Origin of the sequence: Sphingomonas sp. CFBP 13728 (genome assembly GCF_014841895.1) — a bacterium.
Taxonomy (GTDB): Bacteria; Pseudomonadota; Alphaproteobacteria; order Sphingomonadales; family Sphingomonadaceae; genus Sphingomonas.
Genome location: NZ_JACYUS010000001.1, coordinates 826,250 through 852,548 on the forward strand (window position 1 = coordinate 826,250; position 26,299 = coordinate 852,548).

General features: G+C 66.7%; 19 protein-coding genes and 1 tRNA gene. 9 read left to right on the forward strand and 11 right to left on the reverse strand.

The features are described 5' to 3' along the window. Nucleotides 1-5 precede the first annotated feature (5 nt). From IFT67_RS03550 to IFT67_RS03570, 5 genes are all read right to left on the reverse strand, one after another. Nucleotides 6-749 carry a dienelactone hydrolase family protein gene (locus IFT67_RS03550; RefSeq protein ID WP_192145055.1) on the reverse strand — a complete coding sequence of 248 codons (744 nt, stop codon included), beginning with the start codon at nucleotides 747-749 and terminating at the stop codon, nucleotides 6-8. Between the two features lie 31 nt (nucleotides 750-780). Then, nucleotides 781-2,274 carry a S10 family peptidase gene (locus IFT67_RS03555; protein WP_192146430.1) on the reverse strand — a complete coding sequence of 498 codons (1,494 nt, stop codon included), beginning with the start codon at nucleotides 2,272-2,274 and terminating at the stop codon, nucleotides 781-783. 8 nt (nucleotides 2,275-2,282) lie between these two features. Then, complete coding sequence (locus IFT67_RS03560; RefSeq protein WP_192145056.1) at nucleotides 2,283-4,112, reverse strand: DUF885 domain-containing protein; 1,830 nt, start codon at nucleotides 4,110-4,112, stop codon at nucleotides 2,283-2,285. Between the two features lie 164 nt (nucleotides 4,113-4,276). Further along, nucleotides 4,277-6,265, reverse strand: coding sequence for a putative bifunctional diguanylate cyclase/phosphodiesterase (locus IFT67_RS03565; protein WP_192145057.1), 1,989 nt, complete (start codon nucleotides 6,263-6,265; stop codon nucleotides 4,277-4,279). Continuing rightward, entirely contained in the window at nucleotides 6,262-6,801 is a 540-nt protein-coding gene (locus IFT67_RS03570) for a heme NO-binding domain-containing protein (protein WP_192145058.1), read from the reverse strand. Before IFT67_RS03570 ends, IFT67_RS03565 begins: the two co-directional genes overlap by 4 nt. A gap of 220 nt (nucleotides 6,802-7,021) precedes the next feature. On the opposite strand from IFT67_RS03570, the gene IFT67_RS03575 reads away from it, so the two are divergent. After that, nucleotides 7,022-7,852: an aldo/keto reductase gene (locus tag IFT67_RS03575; protein ID WP_192145059.1), complete on the forward strand. Its 831-nt coding sequence runs from the start codon at nucleotides 7,022-7,024 to the stop codon at nucleotides 7,850-7,852. A 144-nt stretch (nucleotides 7,853-7,996) separates the two neighbouring features. Here the strand turns inward: IFT67_RS03575 and IFT67_RS03580 are convergent, their stop codons facing one another. From IFT67_RS03580 to IFT67_RS03605, 6 genes are all read right to left on the reverse strand, one after another. Next, entirely contained in the window at nucleotides 7,997-9,379 is a 1,383-nt protein-coding gene (locus tag IFT67_RS03580; RefSeq protein WP_192145060.1) for an NAD-dependent succinate-semialdehyde dehydrogenase, read from the reverse strand. A gap of 312 nt (nucleotides 9,380-9,691) precedes the next feature. Beyond that, nucleotides 9,692-11,470: a DUF885 domain-containing protein gene (locus tag IFT67_RS03585; protein WP_192145061.1), complete on the reverse strand. Its 1,779-nt coding sequence runs from the start codon at nucleotides 11,468-11,470 to the stop codon at nucleotides 9,692-9,694. A 17-nt stretch (nucleotides 11,471-11,487) separates the two neighbouring features. Continuing rightward, nucleotides 11,488-13,596 (reverse strand): prolyl oligopeptidase family serine peptidase, encoded by a 2,109-nt coding sequence (locus IFT67_RS03590; RefSeq protein WP_244647148.1) that lies wholly within the window; start codon nucleotides 13,594-13,596, stop codon nucleotides 11,488-11,490. A 69-nt stretch (nucleotides 13,597-13,665) separates the two neighbouring features. Then, entirely contained in the window at nucleotides 13,666-14,652 is a 987-nt protein-coding gene (locus IFT67_RS03595; protein WP_192145062.1) for a DUF2891 domain-containing protein, read from the reverse strand. A gap of 32 nt (nucleotides 14,653-14,684) precedes the next feature. Next, on the reverse strand, nucleotides 14,685-15,122 hold the full coding sequence (locus IFT67_RS03600; RefSeq protein WP_244647149.1) for a YybH family protein: 438 nt from the start codon (nucleotides 15,120-15,122) through the stop codon (nucleotides 14,685-14,687). Further along, on the reverse strand, nucleotides 15,119-16,792 hold the full coding sequence (locus tag IFT67_RS03605; protein ID WP_192145063.1) for an EAL domain-containing protein: 1,674 nt from the start codon (nucleotides 16,790-16,792) through the stop codon (nucleotides 15,119-15,121). The genes IFT67_RS03600 and IFT67_RS03605 overlap by 4 nt, the downstream gene beginning before the upstream one ends. Before the next feature lie 124 nt (nucleotides 16,793-16,916). Here IFT67_RS03605 and moaA point away from each other — a divergent pair, with 124 nt between their 5' ends. The 8 genes from moaA to IFT67_RS03645 all read left to right on the forward strand — a co-directional run bounded on the left by moaA (nucleotide 16,917) and on the right by IFT67_RS03645 (nucleotide 26,295). Continuing rightward, complete coding sequence (moaA, locus tag IFT67_RS03610) at nucleotides 16,917-17,930, forward strand: GTP 3',8-cyclase MoaA (RefSeq protein WP_192145064.1); 1,014 nt, start codon at nucleotides 16,917-16,919, stop codon at nucleotides 17,928-17,930. Further along, complete coding sequence (locus IFT67_RS03615) at nucleotides 17,927-18,706, forward strand: NAD kinase (RefSeq protein WP_192145065.1); 780 nt, start codon at nucleotides 17,927-17,929, stop codon at nucleotides 18,704-18,706. Before moaA ends, IFT67_RS03615 begins: the two co-directional genes overlap by 4 nt. A gap of 88 nt (nucleotides 18,707-18,794) precedes the next feature. Continuing rightward, nucleotides 18,795-18,869 (forward strand) — tRNA-Asn (locus IFT67_RS03620). 368 nt (nucleotides 18,870-19,237) lie between these two features. Next, the gene (uxuA, locus tag IFT67_RS03625; RefSeq protein ID WP_244647150.1) at nucleotides 19,238-20,437 is read left to right on the forward strand and encodes a mannonate dehydratase; all 1,200 of its coding nucleotides are present in this window, start codon (nucleotides 19,238-19,240) and stop codon (nucleotides 20,435-20,437) included. Between the two features lie 39 nt (nucleotides 20,438-20,476). Next, nucleotides 20,477-22,411: a CocE/NonD family hydrolase gene (locus IFT67_RS03630; RefSeq protein ID WP_192145066.1), complete on the forward strand. Its 1,935-nt coding sequence runs from the start codon at nucleotides 20,477-20,479 to the stop codon at nucleotides 22,409-22,411. 161 nt (nucleotides 22,412-22,572) lie between these two features. Next, nucleotides 22,573-24,060, forward strand: a complete 1,488-nt coding sequence (locus IFT67_RS03635; RefSeq protein ID WP_192145067.1) for a UxaA family hydrolase — start codon at nucleotides 22,573-22,575, stop codon at nucleotides 24,058-24,060. Next, nucleotides 24,057-25,505, forward strand: a complete 1,449-nt coding sequence (locus IFT67_RS03640; RefSeq protein WP_192145068.1) for a mannitol dehydrogenase family protein — start codon at nucleotides 24,057-24,059, stop codon at nucleotides 25,503-25,505. Before IFT67_RS03635 ends, IFT67_RS03640 begins: the two co-directional genes overlap by 4 nt. Beyond that, nucleotides 25,495-26,295, forward strand: a complete 801-nt coding sequence (locus IFT67_RS03645) for an IclR family transcriptional regulator (RefSeq protein WP_192145069.1) — start codon at nucleotides 25,495-25,497, stop codon at nucleotides 26,293-26,295. The genes IFT67_RS03640 and IFT67_RS03645 overlap by 11 nt, the downstream gene beginning before the upstream one ends. The last annotated feature ends 4 nt before the right edge of the window (nucleotides 26,296-26,299 follow it).

Sequence of the window (26,299 nt, forward strand, 5' to 3'; positions counted from 1 at the left end):
CGTGGTCAGGCCAGCGCGCGGCGGTAGAACTCGAACGTGAGGCTCATGGCCTGGAGGAACAGCGCGGGATCGTAGCGCGGGCCCTCGTCTCTGAGAAATGCGTGCTGGGCATTCAGCTCGTGCCACTCGTAGTTCGCGCCGACCTCCTCCAGCCGAGCGCGGATCGTTTCCCGACCGGCGAAGGGCACGTGTGGGTCCTGCCGGCCAAATACGAACATCGTGGCGGCCTTCAGCGCGGCCATCCGCGCAAGGCTGTCGTCGGAGCGTCCCTCACCGAGCGTGCCCGAATGGATGTCCGTCGGATAGAAGCATGCGGCTGCGGATACGCGCGGATCGAGCGCGGCGCGGTAGGCGAGATGGCCGCCGAGGCACACGCCGAACGTCCCCAGCCGGCCATTGCATGCCGGGTGTGCGAGCAATGCGGACAGGCCGGCCTCCGCGTCCGCGTCGAAGGCGGCGACGGGCTTGGCGATCTTCAACGCGTTGCCGCGATCCGTGCCGGCGGGATCATAGGCGAGGACCGTGCCCGGCGCCTCATGCTCGTGATAGACCTCGGGTACGGCGATGACATAGCCGTTGCCGGCGATCATCGCGGCCAGCCTGCGGATCGGCGCGGTGACCTGATAGATTTCCGAGAACAGGAGAATGCCGGGGAAGCGGCCCTCGATCGCGGGCCGGAACATGTGCATCCGCATCGAGCCGCTGCCGGACACGGCGACATCCTGGGTCTCGTCGCTGCGCAAGATCATCCGCTCATCCTCATGTCGGTACGATTCGGGGTCACCGCGCGCCGCCGCCATAGATCGCCCGCGCGTCGCGCTTGAACGCCGCGCCACTGTCCTCGCGGCTGTAGAACATGTGCCCGCCCGGATAGACGTTGAGTTTGACGCGCTCGGTGGCGCCGAAGCTCGGCATCTGGTCGACGATCAGCCGCGAGGCGAAGAACGGACAGGACAGGTCGTCCCAGCCGTGCACGATCATCACCGCCATCTTGGGATCGTTGGCGATCGCTTTCCGCAGGTCGGTGACGGGTGTGTCGTCGGGCTTGCCGCGATCCCACGCCGAATTCACCTCGTAGGACAGCGCATGATAGCGCGCGTCGGTCTTCCACCCGACGACGCGCGTGACGAAATCGACCATCGCGCTGGTCGTCGGCGCGATCAGCGCGTCGAGGATCGGGTCGTTCGACTGCCGCTGCGCGGACCACGGAAACGGATCGAACGCGGTGACGTTCGAATCGTAGACGCTGCCGATCGTCCCGTCGGCACGGTGGATCTCGCGCAGGAACGTCGCGGAGTCGACGCGGCCGCCCACCTTCTGCACCAGCGCCGGATCGAGCCCCGTCAGCCGGCTGACGTTGGTCACGAGCCGCGACACCGCCTGCGGATCGGTCCGCCCACGCAGCAGATCGGTCGCGAACGCCCCGCGGGTGTAGGCCTCGACGTCGACCATCGCCGCCGGGGTTAGTTGATGCTGTTGCTCGAGATGCGCTGCCGCCATCGACGGCAGGTCGATCATCCACGGCAGCGGCGACAACGCGGTCGCACCGTCGCCCGAGGCAGGATCGAGGTACGGCGAGACCATGACGATCCCGTTGATGCCGACCCCGATCTGCGACTGGAGTTCGTAGGCGATCCGCGGTGCGCGGTAGCCACCATAGCTTTCGCCCATCACGTATTTCGGCGAGCGCAATCGCCCGGCCTTCACGAGCCAGTCGTAGACGACTTTCGACAGATATTTGATGTCGGGGTCGTTGGCGTAGAACGCCTTCTTGGTCTTCTCCTCGTCGACAAGGCTGCGGCTGAAGCCAGTGCCGACCGGATCGATGAAGACGAGATCGGTGAAGTCGAGCCAGCTGTTCGGGTTGTCGGTCGTGATCGGCGCGTCGGACGGTGCGTTGCCCTGCGCGCCGAACTGGACGCGCTTGGGCCCGACCGCTCCCAGGTTTAGATACACCGACGACGCGCCCGGCCCGCCGTTGAACGCGAACGTCACCGGGCGGTTGGTGGCTCCACCGGTCGCGACATAGGACGTGTAGACGACCTGGCCGATCTCCTTGCCCTTGTCGTCGCGCACCGAGATCGTCCCGACCGTCGCGTCGTACGCGATCGACCGGCCGCCGATCGACGCCGACTGCCGCACCGTCTTGTCGGCGGGGAGCGGCGGGAACTTGACCTCGTCATCGACCTTCTTCTCGACGGTCGAGGTCTCCTTCTTGTCCTGCGCCGCGATCGGCGCGGCGATCAGGCTGGCTGCGGCCAGTGCGGTGAGCATGCGCGCGATCACTTGGCTGCCCCCCCGCCGACCGCGATCCACGCGTCGATCTTGCGTTCGAGCACGGGCATCGGCAGCGAACCGGTATCGAGCACCTGCGCATGGAAATCACGCGGATCGAACTTCGTGCCAAGCGCCGCCTGTGCCTTCGCCTTGGTCCGCGCGATCGTCAGCTGGCCGATCTTGTACGCCAGCGCTTGGCCCGGGATCGCAATGTAACGCTCGACCTCGGCGGTCGCATCGGTCCGCGCCATCGGCGAATTGGCGAGCATGTAGTCGATCGCCTGGTCGCGCGTCCAACCCTTGGCATGGATGCCGCTGTCGACCACCAGCCGCATCGCGCGCAGCATCTCGTCGTTCAGCCCACCCATCCGCTGATACGGATCGGTCTCCATCCCCAACTCCTTCCACAGACTCTCGGCATAGAGCGCCCAGCCCTCGACATAGGCGGTATTGCCGCCGAACCGCATGAAGGCGGGGAGCGCGGTGTTCTCCTGCGCGAGGCTGATCTGGAAATGATGCCCCGGCACGCCCTCATGCAGGAACAGCGTCTCCATCTCCCACATGTAGCGCGAAGGCAGGTCGTAGCTGTTGTAGTAGAACACGCCCGGCCGCGATCCGTCCGGCGTGCCGCCTTCGTACGAACCGCCAGCCGAGCCCTTTTCCTTGAATGCAGGGACCGGGCGGATTTCGAGCGCGGTCTTCGGCGTCAGCGAGAATTGCTCGGGAATCCGCTGATAGATGCGCTTCTCGATCGCCTGATAGCCGTCGCGAAGCTGCGCGACCGAACTTGGCTGGAACTGCTTATCGGTACGCAGGAACGTGAAGAACGCGGGCAGATCGCCCTTGAAGCCGACAGCCTGCTTCTGCGCCTCCATCCCCTTCAGGATGCGCGCGACTTCGGACAGGCCGAGCTGGTGGACCTGCTCGGCGGTCATCGGCAACGTCGTGCGCTGCTGGATCAGGTAGGTGTAATAGGCATCGCCGCCGGGCAGCGCGGACAGCCCGACCGTATCGCGCGCGACCGGTAGATAGGTCTTGGCGAGGAAGTCGCGCATCCGCTGGTGCGCGGGCGTGATGACGTCGCGAATCTGCTTCGCATACGCCGCCCTGAGGCGCGCTTGGTCGGCGGCCGAGATCGTCGCGGGGAAGGTCTTCACCGGGCCGTAGAAGGTCGAGCCCTCGACGCCTTCCGCGATCAGATTGTCGAACTCCTGGATCATGTTGGTGACGACCAGCTTGGGCTGGACGATCTTGTCCTTCATCCCCTGGCGGAACAGGGTAATCGCGCGGTCGAGCAGGGCCGCATATTGCGCGCTGCGCTTGAGGTTGTTCTCATAGTCCGCGAGCGTCTTGAACGGCGCGGCGCCCTTGCCCGACGCGAAGTCGGGATAGAAGGTCTGGAAACCGCCGAAATGGTCGATCGGCAGGTCGCGCTGGACCTTGAGGATCGCGGGCGCGTAGCCGGCGAGATCGGTCTCGTTACGCGTCTTGAACACGTCGTAGGCGATCTGGTCGGTCGGCGTCAGCTTGGTCCGGTCTATCGCTCTCAGCGCGGCGAGGTCATGCTCGATCGCGGCGCGTTCGGCGGCGAGATACGCATCGGTGAGATAGTCGCCGAGGCGATCGGCGTAGCGCAGGTCGCCGCGGAAAATCGCCTCGATCGGGTTGCGCTTCAGGCTGGCCTCGTCGCTGTCGTAGAATAGTCGCTTCAGGCGCGTGTCGTCCGCGCTCTCGCCCGGTTGCGCGGCGGGCGGGGGCAGCGCCTGCCCGGACGCCGTGACGGCGGTGAGCGTGGTGGACAGTAAAGCGGCAATAGCCAGTTTGACGGACAACATGCGTTCCTTCGGATGCGACGATGCGGGGTTACGGCGCGACGGATGTCCTCGCAAGCGTCCGCGACCAGCCATCCACGTTCACACCCGGCCGGGACGAGCCAGGATTTTCGCGAACCGGTTTCGAAGACGCCTCGAACAGGCAGGGCAACCCGACGCGAGCCCGGCTAGAGTCGCGCGAACGCCACGGAATTTTCCTCTGCACGGCCGTAGAGGAACCCCTGCCCCATCTCGCAGCCCATCCGTTGCAGCATGGCCGCCTGCTCCGCGGTCTCGATGCCCTCGGCGATCACCGCCATGCCCATCGTCTTGGCAATATCGAGGATCGCACGGACGATACCGCGACTCTTGCTGCTGTCGTCCATCGCGGCGACGAACGAGCGATCGATCTTCAACGCATCGAACGGCAGCGTCTGAAGATAGCTGAGCGACGAGAAGCCGGTACCGAAATCGTCGAGGCTGGTCTTTACGCCCCATCCCCGGATTTCCTCGAGGATCGTCGACGTTCGCACCGCATCGAGGATCGCGACGCCCTCGGTCACTTCGAGCCGTACCGTTTCCGGTGCGATGCCCGTCTCCATCAGGACGGTGTGGACACGCCCCACGAACTCGGGTTGCAGGAATTGCTGCGGCGAGATGTTGATGCTCACGAACGGTCGTGGACCACCGCCGGCCCGCTGGTGCCATGCGGATGCCTGCGCACAGGCTTCGCGCAGCACCCAATCGCCGATGAACAGGATCAGCCCGGTCTCCTCGGCGACGTCGATGAATGCAGCCGGTGCCAGCAGGCCGCGCAAAGGGTGGTTCCAGCGGATCAGCGCCTCGAAACCGCAAACGCCATCGGGATCGGTCAACGACACGATCGGCTGGTAATGCAGCACGAACTGCCGCTCGGCGATCGCTTGGCGCAGTTCCTGCTCCAATTGCGTGCGATGCCGCACTTCGACGCCCAGTTGATCGGTGAACGTCACGCTCTGCCCGCGACCGTGCGACTTTGCGCGGTACATTGCGAGGTCGGCGTCGCGCAGCATCTGGCCGACGTCGCCATACGCGGTCGTGCCGTGCGCGATCCCGATCGACGCCTGGCAGCGGACATGCGTACCCGCAAGCACGCTGGGCGCGGCGAGACAGCGGTGGATCGTCTCGGCCAGGTCGCCGACGCTGGACGGGTCGTCGACGCCATCGAACAACACGTTGAACTCGTCCCCACCGACCCGGGCGAGCGTCGCCTGCCATGCGGCGACGCCGTCGCGTGCCGTGTCCTCCGCCGCGGCGATGCACGCCTGCATGCGACGGGCGATTTCGATCAGCAGCGCGTCGCCCGCATGATGGCCGAGCGTATCGTTGATCGCCTTGAAGCCGTCGAGGTCGACGACCATCACCGCCATACCGGCCCCCTGTCGGCTTCGCATCCGCGCAAACCCGCTTTCGGCGCGTTCCATGAAGAGGGTCCGGTTCGGCAAGCGGGTCATCGCGTCGTGGAGCGCGTCGTGGATCAGCCCGCGGCGCGCGCGGTCGCGCTCGATCACCCGGCCGAGCTGTGTTCCGATCTGCCCCATGATCCCGAGCAGGTCGTGGTCGGGAACGATGAGACGCCGCGCGTAGAATTCCAGGACGCCCGCCACTTCGTCGCCGACCATGACGGGAAACGCGCAGGCCACGGCCAATCCGCATTGCGCCGCCGCGGCGACGCGCGGAAAATTGGGATCCACCATGACGTCGTCGATCCAGTGCGGCCGGACATCCATCAGGACGCGGCCGGGCAGGCCCGCGCCCTTTCCAAAGCTTACCCCCCGCGACGCTTCGACGAACGGAAACATCACGTCGGGGTCAGCCGCATACCAGACGTCGCACCCGGTCACCATGTCGCCCTGCCCCGATACGAGCAGCGCGTTGCCGAAAGACCAGTCCATATGCCGACAGATTTCCGTGACCGCGACGTGCAACGCGGTCTCGATCTCGGCCGTCTGGTTGGCACCATCGGTGATCCGCTGGAGAAGCAACAGCCGCTGCTGGCTTTCGTACAGACGTCGCAACCCCTGTTCCGCGATCGCCTCCGCCTCCAAACGCGCAGCACGTTCCCGCGCGGTCCGCCGTTCCGCACGCGCGAGCCGGGTGGCGAGATCGCGGGGTTCAGGGGCAACGAAGTGCTTCAAGGAAGCCAGCGCACCGCGAGCCGGCAGACAGGGTTGCCGTGTTGCATGCAGGCCAGGTGTTCGATCGTGACGCGTTCACCGTAATGGTCGGCCGCCCCCTCGACGAACCCGTGCGCGAGATGGCACATCCGTCGCGGGGATTGATAGCCGATGACCAGCCGCCCCTCGGCATCGTCGCCGAAGTGGAAATGCGGACACCCCGCGCCCGAATAGAGCTTGCGGACTTCCGAATGGATGATGTCGTTGACGCTCAGCACGAAGCTGCGCGCCGATACATGCCCCGCGAAAAACGGCCGATAGCGGTCGGCGAGCATCGGCATCGCCGCCCTGCCGAACCACTGCAACACGTCGGCGGGGCGAAGATCGAGATGATGCGCCGCGGCATCGACGAGCGCGACGATCTCCGCATCCGGATAGCTGCCGAGCGAGGTATAGGCACCGTCGACCCCGGCCGCTTCGAGCAGGTCGATCCAGGCGTCGTCGCCATATGTATCGGTGACGGCCTGCTCCAGCAAGTTGAACACAACACCCTTCACCGCACCCGTTCCCCGACAGACCTTAGCTTATGTTAGTTTCAATGAACTCGCTTTGGTTAAGATACCGTCATCGAACTGGTTTTGTCGCACTGCGCGCGTCGTGCCCTGCCATCCTAAATTTCGGTCCGATCCGCCCCAGATCTTCGCTGCGACCAGGCCGATGCAGCAAAAGATGCCGTGCCGCGTTGACCGCGTGACACCGATATTGATGGGAAGTTCGATGAAGACGGTGACGCTACCGAGCGGGGAAAAGATACCGGCGATCGGCCAGGGCACCTGGATGATGGGAGAACGGCCAGCGCACCGCGCAGCCGAGATCGCGGCGCTGCGCGAGGGCGTCGAGCACGGCATGACGGTGATCGACACCGCCGAGATGTACGGCGACGGTGCAGCCGAACGCGTGATCGCCGAGGCGCTGGGCCCGGTTCGCGACGAGATATTCCTCGTCAGCAAGGCCTATCCGCAAAACGCGTCGCGGACGCGCCTCGCCAAGGCGTGCGAGGCCAGCCTGAAGCGGCTCGGCACCGATCGGCTCGACCTGTACCTGCTTCACTGGCGCGGATCGGTGCCGCTCGCCGAGACGATCGAAGCGATGGAAATGCTGCGGACGGCGGGCAAGATCCGTCACTGGGGCGTCAGCAACCTCGATACCGACGACATGGAGGAACTGGTCCAGGCGGGTGGCGAAGGCTGTGCGACCGACCAGATCCTCTACAATCTGGGCCGACGGGGACCGGAACATGACCTGCTCCCCTGGCTGGAAGCGCAGGCCATCCCGGTCATGGCGTATAGCCCGGTCGAACAGGGTCGGCTGCTCGCCAACCGGGTGCTGGCAGAGCTGGCGAAAAGCATCGGCGCGACGCCGGCGCAGGTCGCGCTTGCCTGGGTCCTGCGCCGGGATGAGGTCATCGCGATCCCCAAGGCCAGCACCGTCGAGCATGTCCGCGACAACGCCGCCGCTGCGAACCTGGTACTGCCGGACGACGTGATCGCGGCGCTCGACGCGGCGTTCCCCCGTCCACGCCAACGTTCTCCGCTGGAAATGCTTTAAGGCTTCGCGGCGGCGGCGCGCATCGCCGCCGATACCGGTCTTGCGCGTGCGCGAGGGTACGCGGGCAGGATAGCGTTTTTCATCTCTCCCTACGCATCCGAGGTGCCCGACGGCGCATTGACCGCCGGGCATTTTCGAGCAGCGTCAGGCCGGCGCCTTCACGTCGTGCGTGCGAACGAGCTTTTTGTTGACGAACTGCTGGATGCCCATGTCGCCGAGTTCGCGGCCGTATCCGGAGTCCTTGATCCCGCCAAAGGGCAGTTCCGCATCGGTCCAGTCGATGTTGTTGATGAACATCATGCCCGTCTCGACCCGGCTGGCGACGCGACGCCCGCGCGCGACATCGGCGGTCCATACCGAACCACCCAGACCGAAGTCGGAATCATTGGCGAGCGCGATCGCAGCGTCCTCGTCCTTCACGCGGAAGAACGATGCGACCGGGCCGAAGAATTCTTGACGGAACGCAGGATTGGCCGGCACGATATCGGTCAGGATGGTCGGCGCCATGTACGACCCCGGACGATCTATCCGCTTGCCGCCCAGCGCGACCTTCGCACCGTGCGCGACCGCACCGTCGACCTGCTCGAGAAGATCGACCAGCGCCCGCTCGGTCGAGAGCGGACCAAGCGTGGTTGCCTCGTCCATCGGATCGCCCGCTTCGAGCAGAGCCAGCGCGGCCTTGAACTTCGCAAGGAAGGCGTCGGCCATGCTCTCGACCACGATGAAACGCTTTGCGGCGCAGCAGGTCTGACCGGTATTGTACATCCGGCCCCACACCGCCCAGGGCACCGTCAGGTCGAGATCCGCATCTTCCAGCACGATGAAGGCATCGCTGCCGCCCAGTTCCATCGAGGAAACCTTCAGGTTCCTGCCCGCCCGCGCGGCGATGCTGCGGCCGGCTTCGACGCTGCCGGTCAGCGCGACGCCCTTGATACGGGGGTCGTCCACTACGGTGTCGGACTGGTCGTGGCTGATCAGCAGGTTGGTATAGAGGCCGACCGGCGCACCCGCCTCGATCATCACCTGTTCGAAGGCGATCGCGCACTGCGGTACGATACCGGCGTGCTTCACCACCATCGTATTGCCCGCCATGAGGTGCGGCCCGGCGACGCGAGCAAGCTGATAATAGGGGAAATTCCAGGGCTCGACGCAGAAGATCACGCCGATCGGGCTGCTTTCCATATGCGCCTCGCCATTGGTGGGGCTGAGCTTGACCGGCGCTAGGAAGCGTTCCGCATTCGCGGCGTAATACGCCATGATACGCGCGCTGAATTCAACCTCGCCACGCGCCTCGCCGATCCGCTTGCCCATTTCGGTCGTCATGATGCGGGCGAGTTCGTCGGCCCGCGCGTCGAGAATATCGCCCGCCCTGGCGATGATCTTCGCCCGTTCGGCGTACGGCATATGACGCCATGTCCGGAAGCACGCGTCGGCCGCCGCGATCTTGGTTTCGAGTTGCGGATCGCTGAGGGTTTCGAACGCTTCGACGAGCTTGCCATCGAACGGATTGACGCTTTGATAGGCCATGATGATGCGCTTTCTGGCTATGATGACGGCGCGGTCAGTGGCGTCGCGCGATGGCGCGGCGGGGCTTACGCGGCGGGCGTTCCGATCGCACCGTCGCGACCGGATCACGATCGGCGAAATAGCCACCGCCGACGCGGCATGTCAGGATCGGAAACTACGGAAGGCGCCCTGCCAGACGGACGCATCGTGCGCGCGAACCGCGCGGATAGTCTGTCGTCACGGTGTTTCGGCAACCCCGTGCGATTTTGTGTCGCACGGGGTTGCCAGTCCCGAACCAGCCAACCGGTTCGGGCATCATTTTCGTTGCTTGCTTCAGCCGATCGGCAAATCGAACAGCAGTTCGCGGACGTAGCGCACCGGGGGCGAACCATGCGCGAGCAGCGCGTCGTTGTAGCGCTTGAGATCGAACGCCGCGCCCTGCCGCTTTTTCGCCTCCGCCCGCAGTGCCATGTGCTCGGAATAGCCGGTGAAATAGCTCAGCAACTGCGTCGAGCCGAGCGAGGCGCGGACCCATTTGCCCGCCGCCTCGCGCTCCTGCTGGAACGCGGTGTGCGTCATCAACTGCATCGCCTGCTCGCGAGTCATGCCCTCGGTATGGATGCCGATGTCGAGCAGCGAGTTCGAGATCGAGCGCAGCCGCATCTTGAGCACGGTGAGCTTGAACAGCGGATCGCCGTTCAGATAGCCCTCGTCCGCCATCATGCCCTCGGCATAGACCGCCCATCCCTCGACGAACGGCCCCGAGCCGAGCACCGGACGCAGCGTCGACTGAGTCGCATTGGCATGCGCGAGCTGGAGATAATGCCCCGGCATCGCTTCGTGCACCGCCAAGTCGTAAATCATGTAGTCGTTATATTCGCTGAGGAACGACGTCGCCTGCGCCTCCGTCCAGTCGTCGGGGATCGGCGACACGGCGAAGAACGTGCCGAGGTTCTTCTCCAGCGGGCCGGGGGAATCGCAGTAGGCTACCGCGACGCCCTGCTGGAACTTGGGCATGGTGATGATCTTCACGGGGCTGTCGGGCATGCCGACCAGCCCCTTGTCGCGGACGAAGGCGGTCGCCTGCGCTAGTGCCTTGGTCGAGGCGTCGATCATGCCGTCACGGGCGGGGCGCTTGGCGTAGGTGAGTTCGAGCGCGAGCTGGATCGCGGCCTGTTGCTGCGCTTCGGTCGGCTTGTCGGGAAGGAGCAGCGCGCCTTTTTTGGCCCCGAATATCTGGCGCGCGATCGCGTACATCTGCGCGCGCGTGTCGACGATCGCGGCCTGTGCGCGACGCTTGATCTCGGTCCGGGTGAGGTCGGATTGGAGCGCGAAGCCGAGCTTCTTGTCGTAGAGCGCGGCACCCAAACGGAAGTCGCCCTTCGCGCCGGGGACGAGCGTCTTGTCGAGCCAGACCTGATGCTCGGCGACCGCCGCTTTCAATTTCACGAGCGCGGCGTCGAACCGCTTGGCGTCCGCTGCCGACAACTCGCTCTTATGCGGCGCGAGCATGCTCTCGGCGATGTCGACGATGCCGCTGTTCTGCTTCGCCACCGTCGTCGCATAGATCGAGGGCACGCGCACAACCACGATGTTAGCACGCGCCTGCGCCAGCAGTGCGGGAAGCGCCTCCATCCGCGCGGTCGCCGCGTTCAGGCTCTGCGGCCACGGCGCGAAATCGCGCGCGGCGAGCGAGTAGAGCGAGCTGCCGGCGATGTCGTTATAGACCTGCGGATCCCACGCCCAGCCGCCGAGCGTCTCGGTATCCCAGATGTCGTAGCGCAGCGCATTGTCGAGCAGCGCCGCGTCGACCTGTTCCTCGCGCGACAGGGCTTTGCGGTCGATCCGCCGGAGATCGGCGAGCATCGCCTTCGAGAACGCCTCGCGCTTGGCACGCCCTGCCGCGGACATGTCGGTGACCTGTGTGTCGAAGCGGTGATCGCCGAGCGATGTCGCCGACGACGGATTGAGGCGGGCGAGGCCATCGACATAGCGCTTCGACAGCGACGTGAACGCGCTCGTCTCGGCTTGCGCGGCAAGCACGGGCGCAGGGATCGACGAGACGGGCAGCGCGAGCATCGCGGCGCCGAGCAACAGACGGAAATTACGCATCTTGAAATTCCTGACGATCAGCGTTGTGGCGCGAGTTGCGCGTTCAGATAGACGGTGACGAGCGCGGCGCGCTTGGCGTCCTCGATCTTGTCGGCGCCCGCCGCGTGGCCGCCTTCGGGGTTCTCGTAATAGAAGAACGGGTCGCCATACGCCTCCAGCCGCGCGGCGAATTTGCGCGCGTGGCCGGGGTGGACGCGGTCGTCCTCGGTCGAGGTGTAGATGAACGGCGTCGGGTATCGCACGCCGCGCTTCAGGTTCTGGTACGGCGAATATTTCGAGATGAACGCCCAGTCCGCAGGCTTGTCCGGGTCGCCATATTCGCCGATCCAAGACGCGCCTGCCGACAGATGCGAATAGCGCTGCATGTCGAGCAGCGGCGATCCCATCACGATCGCGCCGTAGAGATCGGGCCGCTGCTCCATCGCGACGCCGACCAGCAGGCCACCGTTCGAGCGGCCCGAGACCGCGATCTTCCGCTTCGCACTGACACCGGTGCGGACCAGATCGTCGCCGACCGCGTGAAGATCGTCATACGCCTTTTGCCGGTTCTCGCGCAGGGGTATCTGGTGCCAGCGCGGCCCGTATTCGCCGCCGCCACGGATGTTGGCGAGCACGAACGCGTTGCCCTCCTCGACCCAGAACAACCCGGCCGGGCCCGAGCGGTACGGCTGGTCGACGAGGTAGGTCGGCGTCTGCGCGTTGCGGAACCCGCCATAGGCGTGGACCAGCGCGGGCACCGGGCCCGTCGTGCCCTTCTTGCGCACGAGGAAATACGGGATCTTCGTACCGTCTTTCGACGTCGCGAACCGCTGTTCGACCTGCATCGTCGAGGCGTCGAACCGCGCGGGCAGCGTGTCGACCGCCACCGGCTTCGCGTTGGGGCGGACGGCATAGAGCGCGGGCGGGCTGAGGAAGTTCTCGACCACCGCGAAGGCGACGTCATCCCTGCCTGCGGTCGCCTCGAGGTGGATCGTCGACGCGGTCGGCAGCGTCGCGACGCCTCGCGTCCATACGCCGTCCGCGCCGCGCGTCAGCGACACGAGCTGGCCTGATACGTCGTCGAGCATCTTCACCCACAGCGCCGACTTGCTCGAATCGACCTGCTCCACCGCCTGCGTCGCGGTCGGCACCAGCACGCGCTCGATCGTCGGCGCGCGGCCTGCCAGTACGTCGGCGATCGAATACGCGATCACCGATCCGCTCGGAATGCCGTGCCAGTCCGACGCCAACGTCGCGATCAGGCGCCCGTCGAGCACGGTGCTCATCACCGCATCGTCGGGCAGCGGCGACGGCACCAGCCGTCCGTCATCGGCGATATGGCTGCGCTTGGAATGGAAGAAGTCGACGTTGCGAGAGACAAGCGCATAGCGGCGATCGCCTTCGAAGAAGACGTTGGTCTCGATCCCGACATCGTCCGGCGTCGCGCTTGTGACGATCGTTGCCGCGGCAAGCGGCGTGCCGCGCTGCCACCGCTTGACGGTGCGCGGATAGCCCGACTTGGTGAGGCTGTCGGGCCCGAAATCTGTCGCGACGTACAGTGCGTTAGGCCCGGCCCAGTTCAGCCCGGTCTTGAAGCTCGGCACGACGAAGCCGTCGGTCACGAACTTGCCGGAGGGAATATCGAACTCGCGCTCGACCACCGCATCGCCGCCGCCGTTCGACAGTTCGACCATGCAGCGATCGTACGACGGCGAGCGGCACGTCGCGCCCTTCCACACCCAGCTCTTACCCTCGGCCTTGCCCAGCGCATCGACGTCGATCAGCGTCCGCCATACCGGCTTGCCGCTGGTGAACGAGGCGAGCGACGCGACCCGCCACAGCCCGCGCACGTTGGTCTTGTCCTGCCACAGGTTCAGCACCTGATCGCCGAGGATCTGGTCGGGCGTCGCGATCTGGCGGTCCGCCTGCAACAGCTCGAGCGCACGCTGGCGGTAGCGCGCATAGCCCGGCTTGGCTTCGAGCGCGGCGAGCGACTGCGTGTTCCACCGCTTGACGGTATCGAGCGCACGCGTGCCGTGGATGTCCTCGAGATACGCGTTTGGATCGGTAGCGGGGGCCGGCGTCTGCGCCAGCGCGGTCGTGGAAAGGGCCAGCAAGGCCAGGAACGGCAGGCGTCTTTGCATCATCACTCTCTTATCGTTCAGTGATGCGACTGTAGGCAGCGCAGTCCGCTACGCCAGCCCCTTCTCTTCAGATCAGTCGGCCTCCAGCGCGAGCAGTGCGAACGTCGCCAGCCAATGCTCACCCATGTAATCGTCCGCGAGATGCGGCAGCGCCTCTGCCAAATGCGCGTCGGCGATCGCGCGCGCTTCGGCAGGATCGGGCAACGCGTCGGCGATCGTCCGCCAGCACCACGCGCGCGACAGGTTCACGCCGTCGAGATGCGCGAGCCGTCCGTCCGTCCGGTCGCTGACGATCGCGGGGGAACGCAGGCACGCCGTCGCGGAGCCGAACGGATCGGGCAGGAACGCCGCCAGCCAGGGCGCGAACTCCGCCCCGAGCACGTCCTTCATCAACGCCGCTTCGCACAGCGTTGCCGACAGGAAATCCTCCCCGCTCGGCTCGAACGGGCGGCAGTCGCGATCGTCGCCATACCAGTCCCGCGCGCGCGTCTCGATCAGCACGGCGAGCGACGCGTCGTGCGTCCGCGCCCAGCGCAGCGCGTGGACGAACGCGAACGCGGTGCAGTCATGCTTCCCGCTCCGCACCGGGTAGATCAGCTTCGGCAGATACGCCGCGAACCGGGCCGCGAACGCGCGCGCCAACGGCTCGACCGCCGCCGCCCATGGCCGATCGGGACGCCGCGCCAGCTCGTCGTGCAGCGCGAGCAGCCATCCCCAGCCATAAGGCCGCTCGAACCCGCCCGTCATCGGCCGGTCCAGATACGCGACCTCCCCCGCGATCAACGCGGGCACCAGCATCCGGTCCGCCAGCGCCTCGACCGCGCGGGCCTGCGCCATGTCGGGATACAGCCGCGCGAGGCGCATCACCTGCCACCAGCCGTGAACGCAGCTATGCCAGTCGAAACTGCCGTGGAATACGGGGTGCAACGTCTTCGGCAGCGCGAGATCGTCGGGCCCGGCCAGCGTCTGGTCGAGCTTGTACGGCCATTCGCGGGTTAGATGCCCCAGCGTCAGTTCGGCAAACCGCGCTGCTGTCGCGCGGTCGAGCGTTTGCGTCATTTCACCATCCCGATAAGCGTGTCTGGCACGCGTCAGCTGCTGTGGTCGGCGATGATCTGCCACGCCGCGCCGCGCCGCTCGAACACCAGCGTGGTCATGCCGGACTCGGTGGTCGAGGGTCCGGTCAGCGTCCACCGAGCGAACAGCATCGCGTGACGCGGATCGATCCCGCGCATTTCCAGGAACGCGAACGACAGCTTGCCGCGCGCATTGCCGGTTCCGCGAAAGCTCGGCCGGTATTTGGCGGAAATCGCCTCCTTGCCGCGCAGCAGACCTTTCGGCGTCACGAACACCGCATCATCGGCGTACACATCCATGAACCGCACGAGATCGCCGGCATTCCATCCCGCCGCACTCACCTCCATGCTTTGGCGGATCGCGGTTTCGGCGGGGGTTTGCGTTCGCGTCTGGGCAGGCGCCGCCGTCGCGACCGTCATCAGTGCGAAGGGTAGCATCAGGGTACGCATCATTCTCTCGCCATCAGTTCGAGCAACGCCGCCTCGCCGACCGGCTCGGACAGCAGGAAGCCCTGGTACAGGCTGCACCCACCCGCGGCGAGCAGTTCGAGTTGCGACGGTCGCTCGACCCCCTCGGCGATCACCGCCAGCCCCAGCGAGCGCGCCATCGTGATCGCGCCGGCCACTACCACGCGGTCGCGCGCGCTGCCGTCGATGTCTCGCACCAACGACTTGTCGATCTTCACGTAATCGAGCGGCAGCGACTTCAGATAGGCGAGGCTGGAATAGCCTGTCCCGAAATCGTCGATCGCCACCCGACACCCTGCCCCGCGCAGCTCCGCCAGCAACGCCGATGCCGCGGCAAGGTCCTCGATCAGGCCGGTCTCGGTAATCTCGACGGTCAGCCGCCCGCGCGGAAACCCGCTCTCGTCGATCCGCGCCAGGAACAGCGCACCGAAGCCGGGGCGGGTGATGTCGGCGGCGGTGAGGTTCAGCGACACGCGCAGCGTCCCCAATTCCGCCGGCCAGGCAACCGCGCGCGCGAGCACGAGCCGCTGGATGTGATCGGACAGCGCGATCCCCAGATCGGCACGGTCGGCAGCATCGAACAGCGCGTCGGCGCCGAGCGGCCCCAGCTTCGGATGGCTCCACCGTGCCAGCGCCTCGACCCCGGTGATCCTGCCGCTCGCGATCTCGACCTGCGGCTGCCAGCGCAGATCGATCTCGTCGCGTTCGATCGCGTGGTGGAGGTCGATCGCCAGCGCGTCGATCGGCGCGACTCCGTCGGGCAGCGCGACGTGCAGCACCGATCCGTCGCTCGCCTTCGCCTCCGCCAGCGCCTCGCTCGCCCGCCGCAGCAACGCCGCCGCATCGTCGCCCGGCTGGCGCTGCGCCACGCCGAACCGGCACCCGAGCACCGCGCGCGTATCCGCCACCGCGAACGGCCGCGCGAGCGCCGCGTCCAGCGCGGTGATCGCCGCCGTCACCGCGGCCCCGGCCGCCTCGATCACCAGCACGAACTCCGACCCGCCAAGCCGCGCGACCATCGCCTCGACGCCGATCGCCTCGCGCGCGACGGTCTCCGCACGGCGAACCGCGGCCTCGATCAGCCCGTCCACCGCGGGTCGGCCGTGCGCCGCATTGACGATATCGAGCCGCGACAACGCGACCAGCACGACCGCGACCGGCCGGTCGTCGGCGATCCGCCCGACGATCCAGCGCCGCGCGTCGCCCGTCTCGCGATCGTACAACGACGCGCCGGGTATGCCGCGTCGGTCGATCGTGCCGCCCGATGCACGCGCCGCATGGCGTCCGGCGAAGCGCAACGCCTGCACCAGTTCGCTATCGCTCGCCGGACTGGCGAGGAATTGCGTCGCGCCCGCATCGAAGAATTCGCCGATCGCCTCGACGTCGCCCCGAGAGACCAGGACCAGCAACGCCGCGCCGTTGGTGGCGACGAGCCCTCCCAGCAAACGCGTCGCCGAAAGCGCGTCGTCGAGCGCACCACGCGCGTCGATCATAGCCACTGCGGCGCCGCTCGCCAGGAAGCGGCTTTCGATCGCCTGGGCGTCCTGCACGACCACCGCGTGCCAGCCGGCACCGGCGCCAGCCGACGCCAAAATCTCCGCGATTTCATCGCGTTGACGGAACGATATCGCGAACAGCGTCGTTGCCGTCTGCATGTCTTCCATTCCCGTCGCACCCCAGCCAATCGGTGCGAGCCTAGCTGGCGTATCGCCCTCCGCCAATCCATTACCAGCCGGTCCGGCCTTGTTACCGACCAAGTCAGCCCCTAGCTCTGATGCGATGACGATCGCGCCAGCCTCATTGCAAAAGCCGCTGCGCGATACGCATGGTCGCACGATCAAGTATCTGCGGATTTCGGTGACCGATCGCTGCGACCTGCGCTGTCGCTACTGCATGTCCGAAAAGATGACGTTCCTGCCGCGCAGCAAGCTGTTGAGCCTGGAAGAGATCGCGATCATCGCCGAGCGCTTCATCGCGCGCGGCGTGACCAAGATCCGCCTGTCGGGTGGCGAGCCGCTCGTGCGCCGCGATGTCGCCGAACTGGTCCAGCGCCTTGGTCACAACATCGGGTCGGGTCTCGAAGAACTGACGATGACCACCAACGGCACGCGCCTCGCGCAGCATGCCGAGGCGATGGTCGATGCCGGTATCCGCCGCGTCAATGTCAGCATGGACAGCCGCGATCCCGAGCGCTTCCGCTACATCACTCGCCACGGCGACGTGTCGCAGGTGATCGGCGGAATCTACGCCGCACGCGACGCGGGGCTGGCGATCAAGATCAACATGGTCGCGCTGAAGGGCTTTAACGAAGACGAGATTGCGCCGATGCTCGCCTGGTGTCGCGACGAGGGCTTCGACCTGTCGCTGATCGAGACGATGCCGCTCGGCGCGATTGACGAGGACCGTACCGACCGCTTCCTGCCGCTGACCAAGGTATTCGAGGATCTCGGCCAGCAGTTCACGCTCGCCCGCGACCCGCACAAGACCGGCGGCCCCGCACGCTACTGGAACGTCGACGGCACGCGTACGCGTCTTGGTCTGATCTCGCCGCTGACCGCCAATTTCTGCGATGGCTGTAATCGTGTGCGTCTGACCACTGAAGGCAAGCTGTACATGTGCCTCGGCCATGACGATCAGGTCGACCTTAAGGCGGCATTGCGCGAAGGCGGCACCGCTGGTCTCGACGAAGCGATCGACGCGGGCCTCTACGCCAAGCCCAAGGCGCACGATTTCCGCATCGGCCAGGGCGAAGGCCCCGCGGTCGCGCGTCACATGAGCGTTACGGGCGGATGAGTAGGTACGAGCGGCGGGCGCTGGTCGCGTCCAATACCCCGCCCGCTCGTGCCGCAGAGGCCGAACTCGCCGACATGGGCGAGTGGGTGTCCGTCGAAGAGGCGGATGTCATCATCGCGCTCGGCGGCGACGGCTTCATGCTCCAGACGCTCCACTCGATGCTGGAGCGCCGCAAGCCGCCAGTGCCGGTGTTCGGGATGAACCTCGGCACCGTCGGCTTCCTGATGAACGAATGGCGCCACCACGGCCTCACCGACCGTCTGGAGCGCGCGAAGTCGTTCAAGGTCATCCCGCTCAGCATGACCGCGCTCGGTGTCGACGGTCGTACCCACACGCTGCCCGCGATCAACGAGGTGTCGTTCCTGCGCGAGACCCGACAGACCGCCAATCTCGAAGTGACCGTCAACGATCGCATCGTCCTGCCCGAACTCGCCTGCGACGGCATCCTCGTCGCGACGCCCGCCGGCTCGACCGCGTACAACCTGTCCGCGCACGGCCCGATCCTGCCGCTCGGCTCGGGCATGATCGCGCTGACCCCGATCAGCCCGTTCCGCCCCCGGCGCTGGCGCGGCGCGATCCTGCCCGACAAGGCACGGATCGGCATCCGCGTGCTCGATCCCGGCAAGCGCCCCGTTTCCGCCGTCGCCGACCAGCGCGAGATCCGCAACGTCGCGCGCGTCGACATCTGCATGGACCGCGCGCGCGAACTGACGCTGCTTTTCGATCCCGAGCACGCGCTCGACGACCGGATCACGATGGAGCAGTTCGTCGCCTGACCCCGGTTTATCGCGGACTTTGCATTTTTGCGGCGAAACCCGCTTGCATCGTCCGACCGGCCGTTTATAGAGCCGCCTCCGGCAACGTTCCCTGATAGCTCAGCGGTAGAGCTCTCGACTGTTAATCGAGTGGCCGTAGGTTCGAATCCTACTCAGGGAGCCATTTTCGCACGCTAAGGCGGCGAACTTACCGACCATACCGGTGTCGGTCTCACATCAGATAATCCATCGATATTACGCCTTTCCGCGGCGGACTTTTCGCGTCTTCATCGACCGTTTGCTTAAGGCGGAACGTGGCGAACCCATCTCGGCGAAACGCTGGTTCGGTAATGTCACCCGCCCTTCGAAGCCGTGGCTGATGCCGGGTGACCGGCTAGGCCCGGGTCTCTGCGGCAATCCGATTACCCATGAAATTTTCGGACGCCACTTGTCGGACATACGCCGCGCATGGTCTTTGGCGCGAAATTGCGGCGGCGGCCGGGCTAAGTCCGACGCTGCTGACTCGCCCGATGGTGGAGAAGGACAATGCCGATGATCGAACACCCCATGGTTCAGACGATGCGCTGGTTCGGTCCGTCCGACCCGACGTCGCTTGCCGATATCCGCCAGGCGGGGTGCACCGGGATCGTCACCGCGCTGCACGACATCCCCAACGGCACCGCGTGGCCGGTCGACGCGATCATGGCGCGCAAGTCGCTGATCGAGGCGGCGGGGCTGACCTGGGCGGTCGTCGAAAGCGTCCCCGTGTCCGAGGCGATCAAGCGCAACACGCCCGAACGCGCCGCTGCGATCGCCGCGTATCAGGAGACGATCGTCAATCTCGCCACCTGCGGGATCACCATCGTCACGTATAATTTCATGCCGCTGCTCGACTGGACGCGGACCGACCTCGCCTATCCGATGCCCGACGGTGCGCTGGCGCTCCGCTACGAGGCGATCGCCCTCGCGGCGTATGACCTGTTCATCCTGCAACGCCCGGGCGCCGCCGACGCGTATGCGCCGGACGTGCAGGCCGCGGCGCATGCACGGTTCGAGGCGATGAGCGACGCGGACCGCCGCACGCTCGAAAACACCATCATCGCCGGGCTTCCGGGTAGCGAGGAGCATTTCACCTCTGCCGATTTCCGCGCCGCCATCGCCGGCTATGCGGGGATCGACGCCGCCGCGTTGCGCGCCAACCTGATCTCGTTCCTCGAGGAGATATGCCCGGTCGCCGACGCGCACGGCGTCCAGCTCGCGCTGCACCCGGACGATCCGCCCTTCCCGCTGTTCGGCCTGCCGCGCATCGTCAGCACGCAAGCCGACCTCGACCTGCTGGTCGCCGCCGTCCCCAGCGCCGCGAACGGGCTCTGCTTCTGCACCGGATCGCTCGGCGTCCGCGCCGACAACGATCTGCCCGCAATGGTGCGCCGGTTCGGCGACCGCGTGTATTTCCTCCACCTGCGCAACGTCGAGCGCGACCAGGCCGGCAATTTTCACGAGGCGACGCATCTCGGTGGCAGCACCGACATGGGTGCTGTGATGCAGGCGGTACGCGAGATTTCGGTCCGCCATGGCCGCAGCATCCCGATGCGTCCCGATCACGGCCACCAGATGCTCGACGATCTGAACAAGCGGACCAACCCCGGCTATTCGACGATCGGTCGGCTGCGCGGGCTCGCGGAGTTGCGCGGGCTGGAACTCGGCATCGCCCATGCCGCGACATCGCAATTGCTCCTGCGGCCCGGTTGAGCGTAGCGTGCGGCAACGCTGTCACGGAGCCCGTCCCGCATGAAACTCACGATCCTGCCCACGATCGCCCTCGCGTCGATCGCACTGGCCACCACCGCCATCGCCCAGGACAAGGTTGCGCCGGCCGGTGGCGACATCCCCGCGAAGTTCGTGCCGCCGACGACCGCGCGCGATTACGTCAAGCGCGAGGTCATGATCCCGATGCGCGACGGGACGAAGCTGTACACCGTCATCGTCTATCCCAAGGGCATCACCAACGCGCCGATCGTGCTCACGCGCACGCCGTACGATGCGAAGAGCCGCGCGAACCGCTCCGACAGTTCGAGCATCCTCGCCACGCTGCCGCTCGCCGACGAGATGTTCGTCAAGGCGGGTTATATCCGCGTATATCAGGACATCCGCGGCAAATACGGGTCGGAGGGCGAGTATGTCGTCACCCGTCCGGTGATCGGTCCGCTTAACCCGACCAAGGTTGATCACGTCACCGACGCGTACGACACGATCGACTGGCTGGTGAACAAGGCGAACCTGCCCGAGAGCAACGGCCGGGTCGGTATGATCGGCTCGTCCTACGAGGGCTTCACGGTCGCAATGGCGCTGCTCGCCCCGCATCCCGCGCTGAAGGTCGCGGCGCCCGAGAGCCCGATGATCGACGGCTGGATGGGCGACGACTGGTTCCACTACGGCGCCTTCCGCCTCGCCAACATCGCGTGGCTCGGCAGCCAGACCGGCTACAAGGGCGCGGGCAAGGCGCCACCCACCGGAGGCTACGACGACTACGAGAATTTCCGCGAGGTCGGCTCGGCCGGCGACTGGGCGAAGAAGTCCGGCTACGATCAATTGCCCTATTGGCAGCGGATGGTGTCGCACCCTGCCTATGACGGCTTCTGGCAGGGCCAGGCGCTCGACAAGCTGCTCGCTGCCAACCCGTCGAACGTGCCGACGATCTGGGAACAGGGGCTGTGGGACCAGGAGGACATGTACGGCGCGATCACCGCGTGGGAGGCGCTGAAAGCTAAGGGCAAGCTCGGCAACAACCACCTCGTGATGGGTCCGTGGCGCCACAGCCAGATCAACCGCGAAGGCCGCAGCCTCGGGCCGTTCCAGTGGAACGGCGACACCGCGCAGCAATTCCGCGAGGACATGCTGCTCCCCTATTTCAACCAGTATCTGAAGGATGGCGCGCCCGTCACGCTTCCCGCCGCCGCGATCTACAACACCGGCGAGAACCACTGGGACAAGTTCGCGACATGGCCACTCGCCTGCGAGACCGGATGCACCTCGCCGCTCAAGCCGATCTACCTGCAGGAGGGCGGCGCGCTCGGCTTCGGCACGGCGACGACCGGCGGTGACAGCTATGTCTCCGATCCGTCGAAGCCCGTGCCGCACCTGCCGCGCCCGGTGAACTTCGGCGACGGCCGCTGGGGCGACTGGCTGGTCAGCGACCAGCGCGGCGTCGACGGCCGTCCCGACGTGATGACCTACACCACCGAGGCGCTGACCGCGCCGGTGCGCGTGTCGGGCGCACCGATCGCCGACATCTTCGCCAAGACGACCGGCACCGACGGCGATTTCATCGTCAAGGTGATCGACGTCTATCCAGCCGAGAACGCCACCGATCCGAAGATGGGCGGCTACGAACTGCCGATCAGCCTCGACATCTTCCGCGGTCGCTATCGGCAGAGCTTCGCCAAGCCGACCGCGATCCCGGCCGGCAAGGTGCAGGAATACAAGTTCCGCCTGCCGACCGTGAACCACGTGTTCCAGCCGGGCCACAAGATCATGATCCAGGTCCAGTCCAGCCTGTTCCCACTCTATGATCGCAACCCGCAGACCTTCGTCCCCAACATCTTCCTCGCGAAGAAAGCGGACTACAAGCCAGCAACCGTGACGATCGTTCGCGGCGGCGCGTCGGCAAGCGCCGTGTGGCTCCCGGTAGTGCCGCTCGATCAGTCCGCCGCGCTGGCGAAGTAACCGCTGTCCACGCCAGTCCCGTTCGCCATGCCGCACGACGAGCGGGACGTCGCAAATCCGACCGCGATTTCCGCATGCGAAACTATTTTTACATGTGAAGTCGACGCGATTTCGGCTAAGCACCGGCTCGATAAGCTTTCAGGCGATCGAGAAGGTTCGATATGGTCGATGCAGTGATAGTCCATGCCGGCGACAGCGTCGCGACGCTGTTGCATGACGGCGGGGCCGGCGATCGTATCGATACGGGCGCCGCGGTCCTGACGCTCGCGCATGACGTGCCACGCGGCCACAAGATCGCGCTCGCGCCCATCGCCGCCGGCACCGACGTGATGAAATACGGCTATTCGATCGGTCGGGCGACGGACGCCATCGCAGCGGGCGGCCATGTCCACAGCCAGAACCTGTCGACCGGACTCGCCGGCACGCTCGAATACGGGTTCGACCCGGCTAGCGACTCTCCCGCACTCGCCCCCTCGCCTGCTCCAACCGCGACATTCCGCGGCTTCGTCCGTCCCGATGGCCGGGTGGGTACGCGCAACGAAATCTGGATCCTGCCGACGGTCGGCTGCGTCGCGCGGACCGCCGAACGCATCGCCGCCAAGGCCAGCGCACGCCTCGCCGGCACGATCGACGGCGTCCACGCCTTTAGCCATCCACACGGCTGTTCGCAGCTCGGTCACGATCTCGACGGCACGCGCCAGATCCTCGCGAGCCTGGCCTGCCATCCCAATGCCGGCGGCGTGCTGATCGTCGGGCTCGGCTGCGAGGAGAACCAGGTCAAGGCGCTGATCGAGGCGATCCCGGCGTGGCGGCGGCCGGCGATCCGGACGCTGACCGCGCAGTTGAGCGCTGACGAGGTCGAGGAAGGCATCGCGCTGGTCGAGGAGCTCGCCGCGCTGGCGGCGTGCGAGCGACAGGAGGTCGGGCTCGACCGGCTGGTGCTCGGCGTCAAGTGCGGTGGCTCGGACGGGTTGTCGGGACTGACCGCCAACCCGCTCGTCGGCCGAATGAGCGACCGCGTCGTCGGCGCCGGCGGGCGTGTCGTGTTCACCGAGATCCCGGAGATGTTCGGTGCGGAACAGGCGCTGATGAACCGCGCCGCCGACGTCGCGGTGTTCGACGCGATCGTCGGCGTGGTGAACGGCTTCAAGCAGTATTTCATCGATCACGGCGAGCCCGTCTCGGAAAACCCCTCCCCCGGCAACGTCGTCGGCGGCATCACCACGCTCGAGGAAAAGTCGCTCGGCGCGGTGCAGAAGGCGGGCCGCTCGACGATCGCCGACGTCATCCCCTACGGCGCGCAGGCGCGGATCGACGGGCTGACGATGCTGGAGGCGCCCGGCAACGACGCGGTATCGTCGACCGCGCTGGCCGCCGCGGGCGCGACCATGATCCTGTTCACCACCGGACGCGGCACACCGCTCGGCTTTCCCGTGCCGACGATCAAGATCGCGTCGAACAGCGACCTTGCGCAGCGCAAGCCCGGCTGGATCGATTTCGACGCGGGCCAGGTCCTAGCCCAGGGGTTTGCCGCCGCTGAAACCGCGCTGGTCGACTGCATCCGGTCGATCGCGTCGGGCGCCGAGACCGCTGCCGAACGCAACGGCGAACGCGAGATCGCCATCTGGAAACGTGGAGTAACGCTGTGACACGACTGACGTACGCGACGCTCGTTCGGCTGCCGACGACGATCCCCAGCCCGCTCGGCCGCACGCCGCCTACGATCGGTATCGTTCATTTCGGGCCGGGAGCATTTCACCGCGCGCATCAGGCTGCGTATGTCGACACGCTGCTGGCGGAGGACCCGCGCTGGGGGATCGCCGCGGTATCGATGCGGAGCAAGGCGACCGTCGCCGCGCTCGCCGAGCAGGACGGGCTCTACACGCTCGCGGTGCGCGATGCCGATTCGTCGAACCGGGTGATCGGCGCGCACCGGCGGTTTCTCGGTCCCGACGATGCCGCGCAGACGCACGCGCTGCTGGCCGACCCCGCGGTCCGGCTGGTGACGTCGACGGTGACCGAAAAGGGCTATTGCCTCGCCGCCGACGGGACGCTCGATCTGTCCCATGCCGACATCGTCCATGATCTCGCGGACACCGCGACGCCGCGCAGCCTGATCGGCTGGCTCGTGGCGGGGCTCGATGCACGACGCGTCGCGGGAATTGCGCCGTTCGTGCCGATGCCGTGCGACAATCTGGCGAACAACGGCGCCAAGCTCCACGCCGCGCTGGTCGCCTTCGCCCGCGCGCGCGATGCGGGGCTGGCGGACTGGATCGCGGGCGAAGTGCGCGTGCCGTCGACGATGGTCGATTCGATCACCCCCGCCTCCGACGCCGCGCTCTACGCCGACGTGGCGGAAACGCTCGGTCTCGAAGACCGCGCGGCCGTGCAACGCGAATCCTTCGTGCAATGGGTGATCGAGGACATCGGCGTTCCCCTCGGCCCCGATCTCGCCTCGGTCGGCGCGACGATCACGCGCGACGTCGCCAGCTATGAGAAGGCCAAGCTGCGGATCCTCAACGGGGCGCATTCGACGCTGGCCTATGTCGGCCTGCTGCGTGGCGCGACCAGCGTCGCGGATGCGATGCGCGACGCGGATCTCGCCGGGTTCGTCGATGCGATGATCCGCGACGACATCATGCCGATGCTGCCGGCCACCGCCGGGCTCGATCTCGATGCGTATCGCGCGGCCGTGCTCCAGCGGTTCCGCAACCCGGTCATCGTCCACCGGCTCGACCAGATCGCGCAGGACGGTTCGCAAAAGCTCTCCTACCGGCTGGGCGACACGCTGATCGCCAACCGCCGCGCGGGCCGCATGCCCGCCGGCATCGTCACCGCGTTCGGCGCATGGGTCGCCTTCCTTATCCGCCAGGCACGCGCCGGGACGCCGATCGTCGATCCGGCCGGCGAGCGCCTTGCCGCCGCCGCACGCGACGGCACGCCCACCGACGTGGTCGCGCGCCTGATCGATGCGGCGCTGGGCTTCCCCCCCGAACTGCGCGGCGACGATGCGGTTCGCGCAGCCGTCGCCGATGCAGCCGAACGCATCGCGCGCGGCGACTGGACCGCGCTGGGGGCAAGGCATGCCGGCTGAGGACGATCACGACGACGCGGCGGCTCCGGCGAACGGCAAGACGACCTACCGTGCCCCCGCGCTGGAAAAGGGGCTCGATATCCTCGAACTGCTCGCCACCGAGCACGCCCCCCTCACCCTGACCGCGATCGTCCAGCGCCTGCAACGATCGACCGGCGAGCTGTTCCGCATGATCCAAGTGCTCGAACAGCGCGGCTTCGTCGAGCAGACGATGGAGGGGTATTCCCTGACCTCGCGGCTGTTCGACATGGGGCTGGGTCGCCCGCCGATCCGCAACCTGGTGGAGACTGCGCTGCCGGTGATGCGCAGCCTGTCGCTCGAGACCAAGCAATCCTGTCATCTGGTGTTCGCATCCAGCGGCGACATGGTCGTCGTCGCGCGGATGGAATCGTCCGAACAGCTCGGCTTCTCGGTCCGCGTCGGGCATCGCCGCCCGATCCATCATGCCGCGTCGGGCATCGTCCTGTATGCGTTCCAGCCGGCGGAGGTTCGCGCGCAATGGGAAACGCTGTTCGTGCCGCCCGCCACGCCGGCCGAACGCGCCGACCTTCATGCCGAAGCGGACGCGACGCGCGCACGCGGGCATTTCAACGCGCCGAGCAGCTTCACCGAAGGCATCACCGAGCTGTCCGCCCCGATCCTGCGCGGCGATCACGCCGCGGCGGCGTTGGCGATACCGTTCGTCCGGACCAAGGTGGCGCCGATGGCACTCGACGACGTCGTCCTGCGCCTATGCGACGCCGCAGCGGCGATCTCGCGGATGCTGTCGCTCAACGACGGCCGTATCTGAGCCG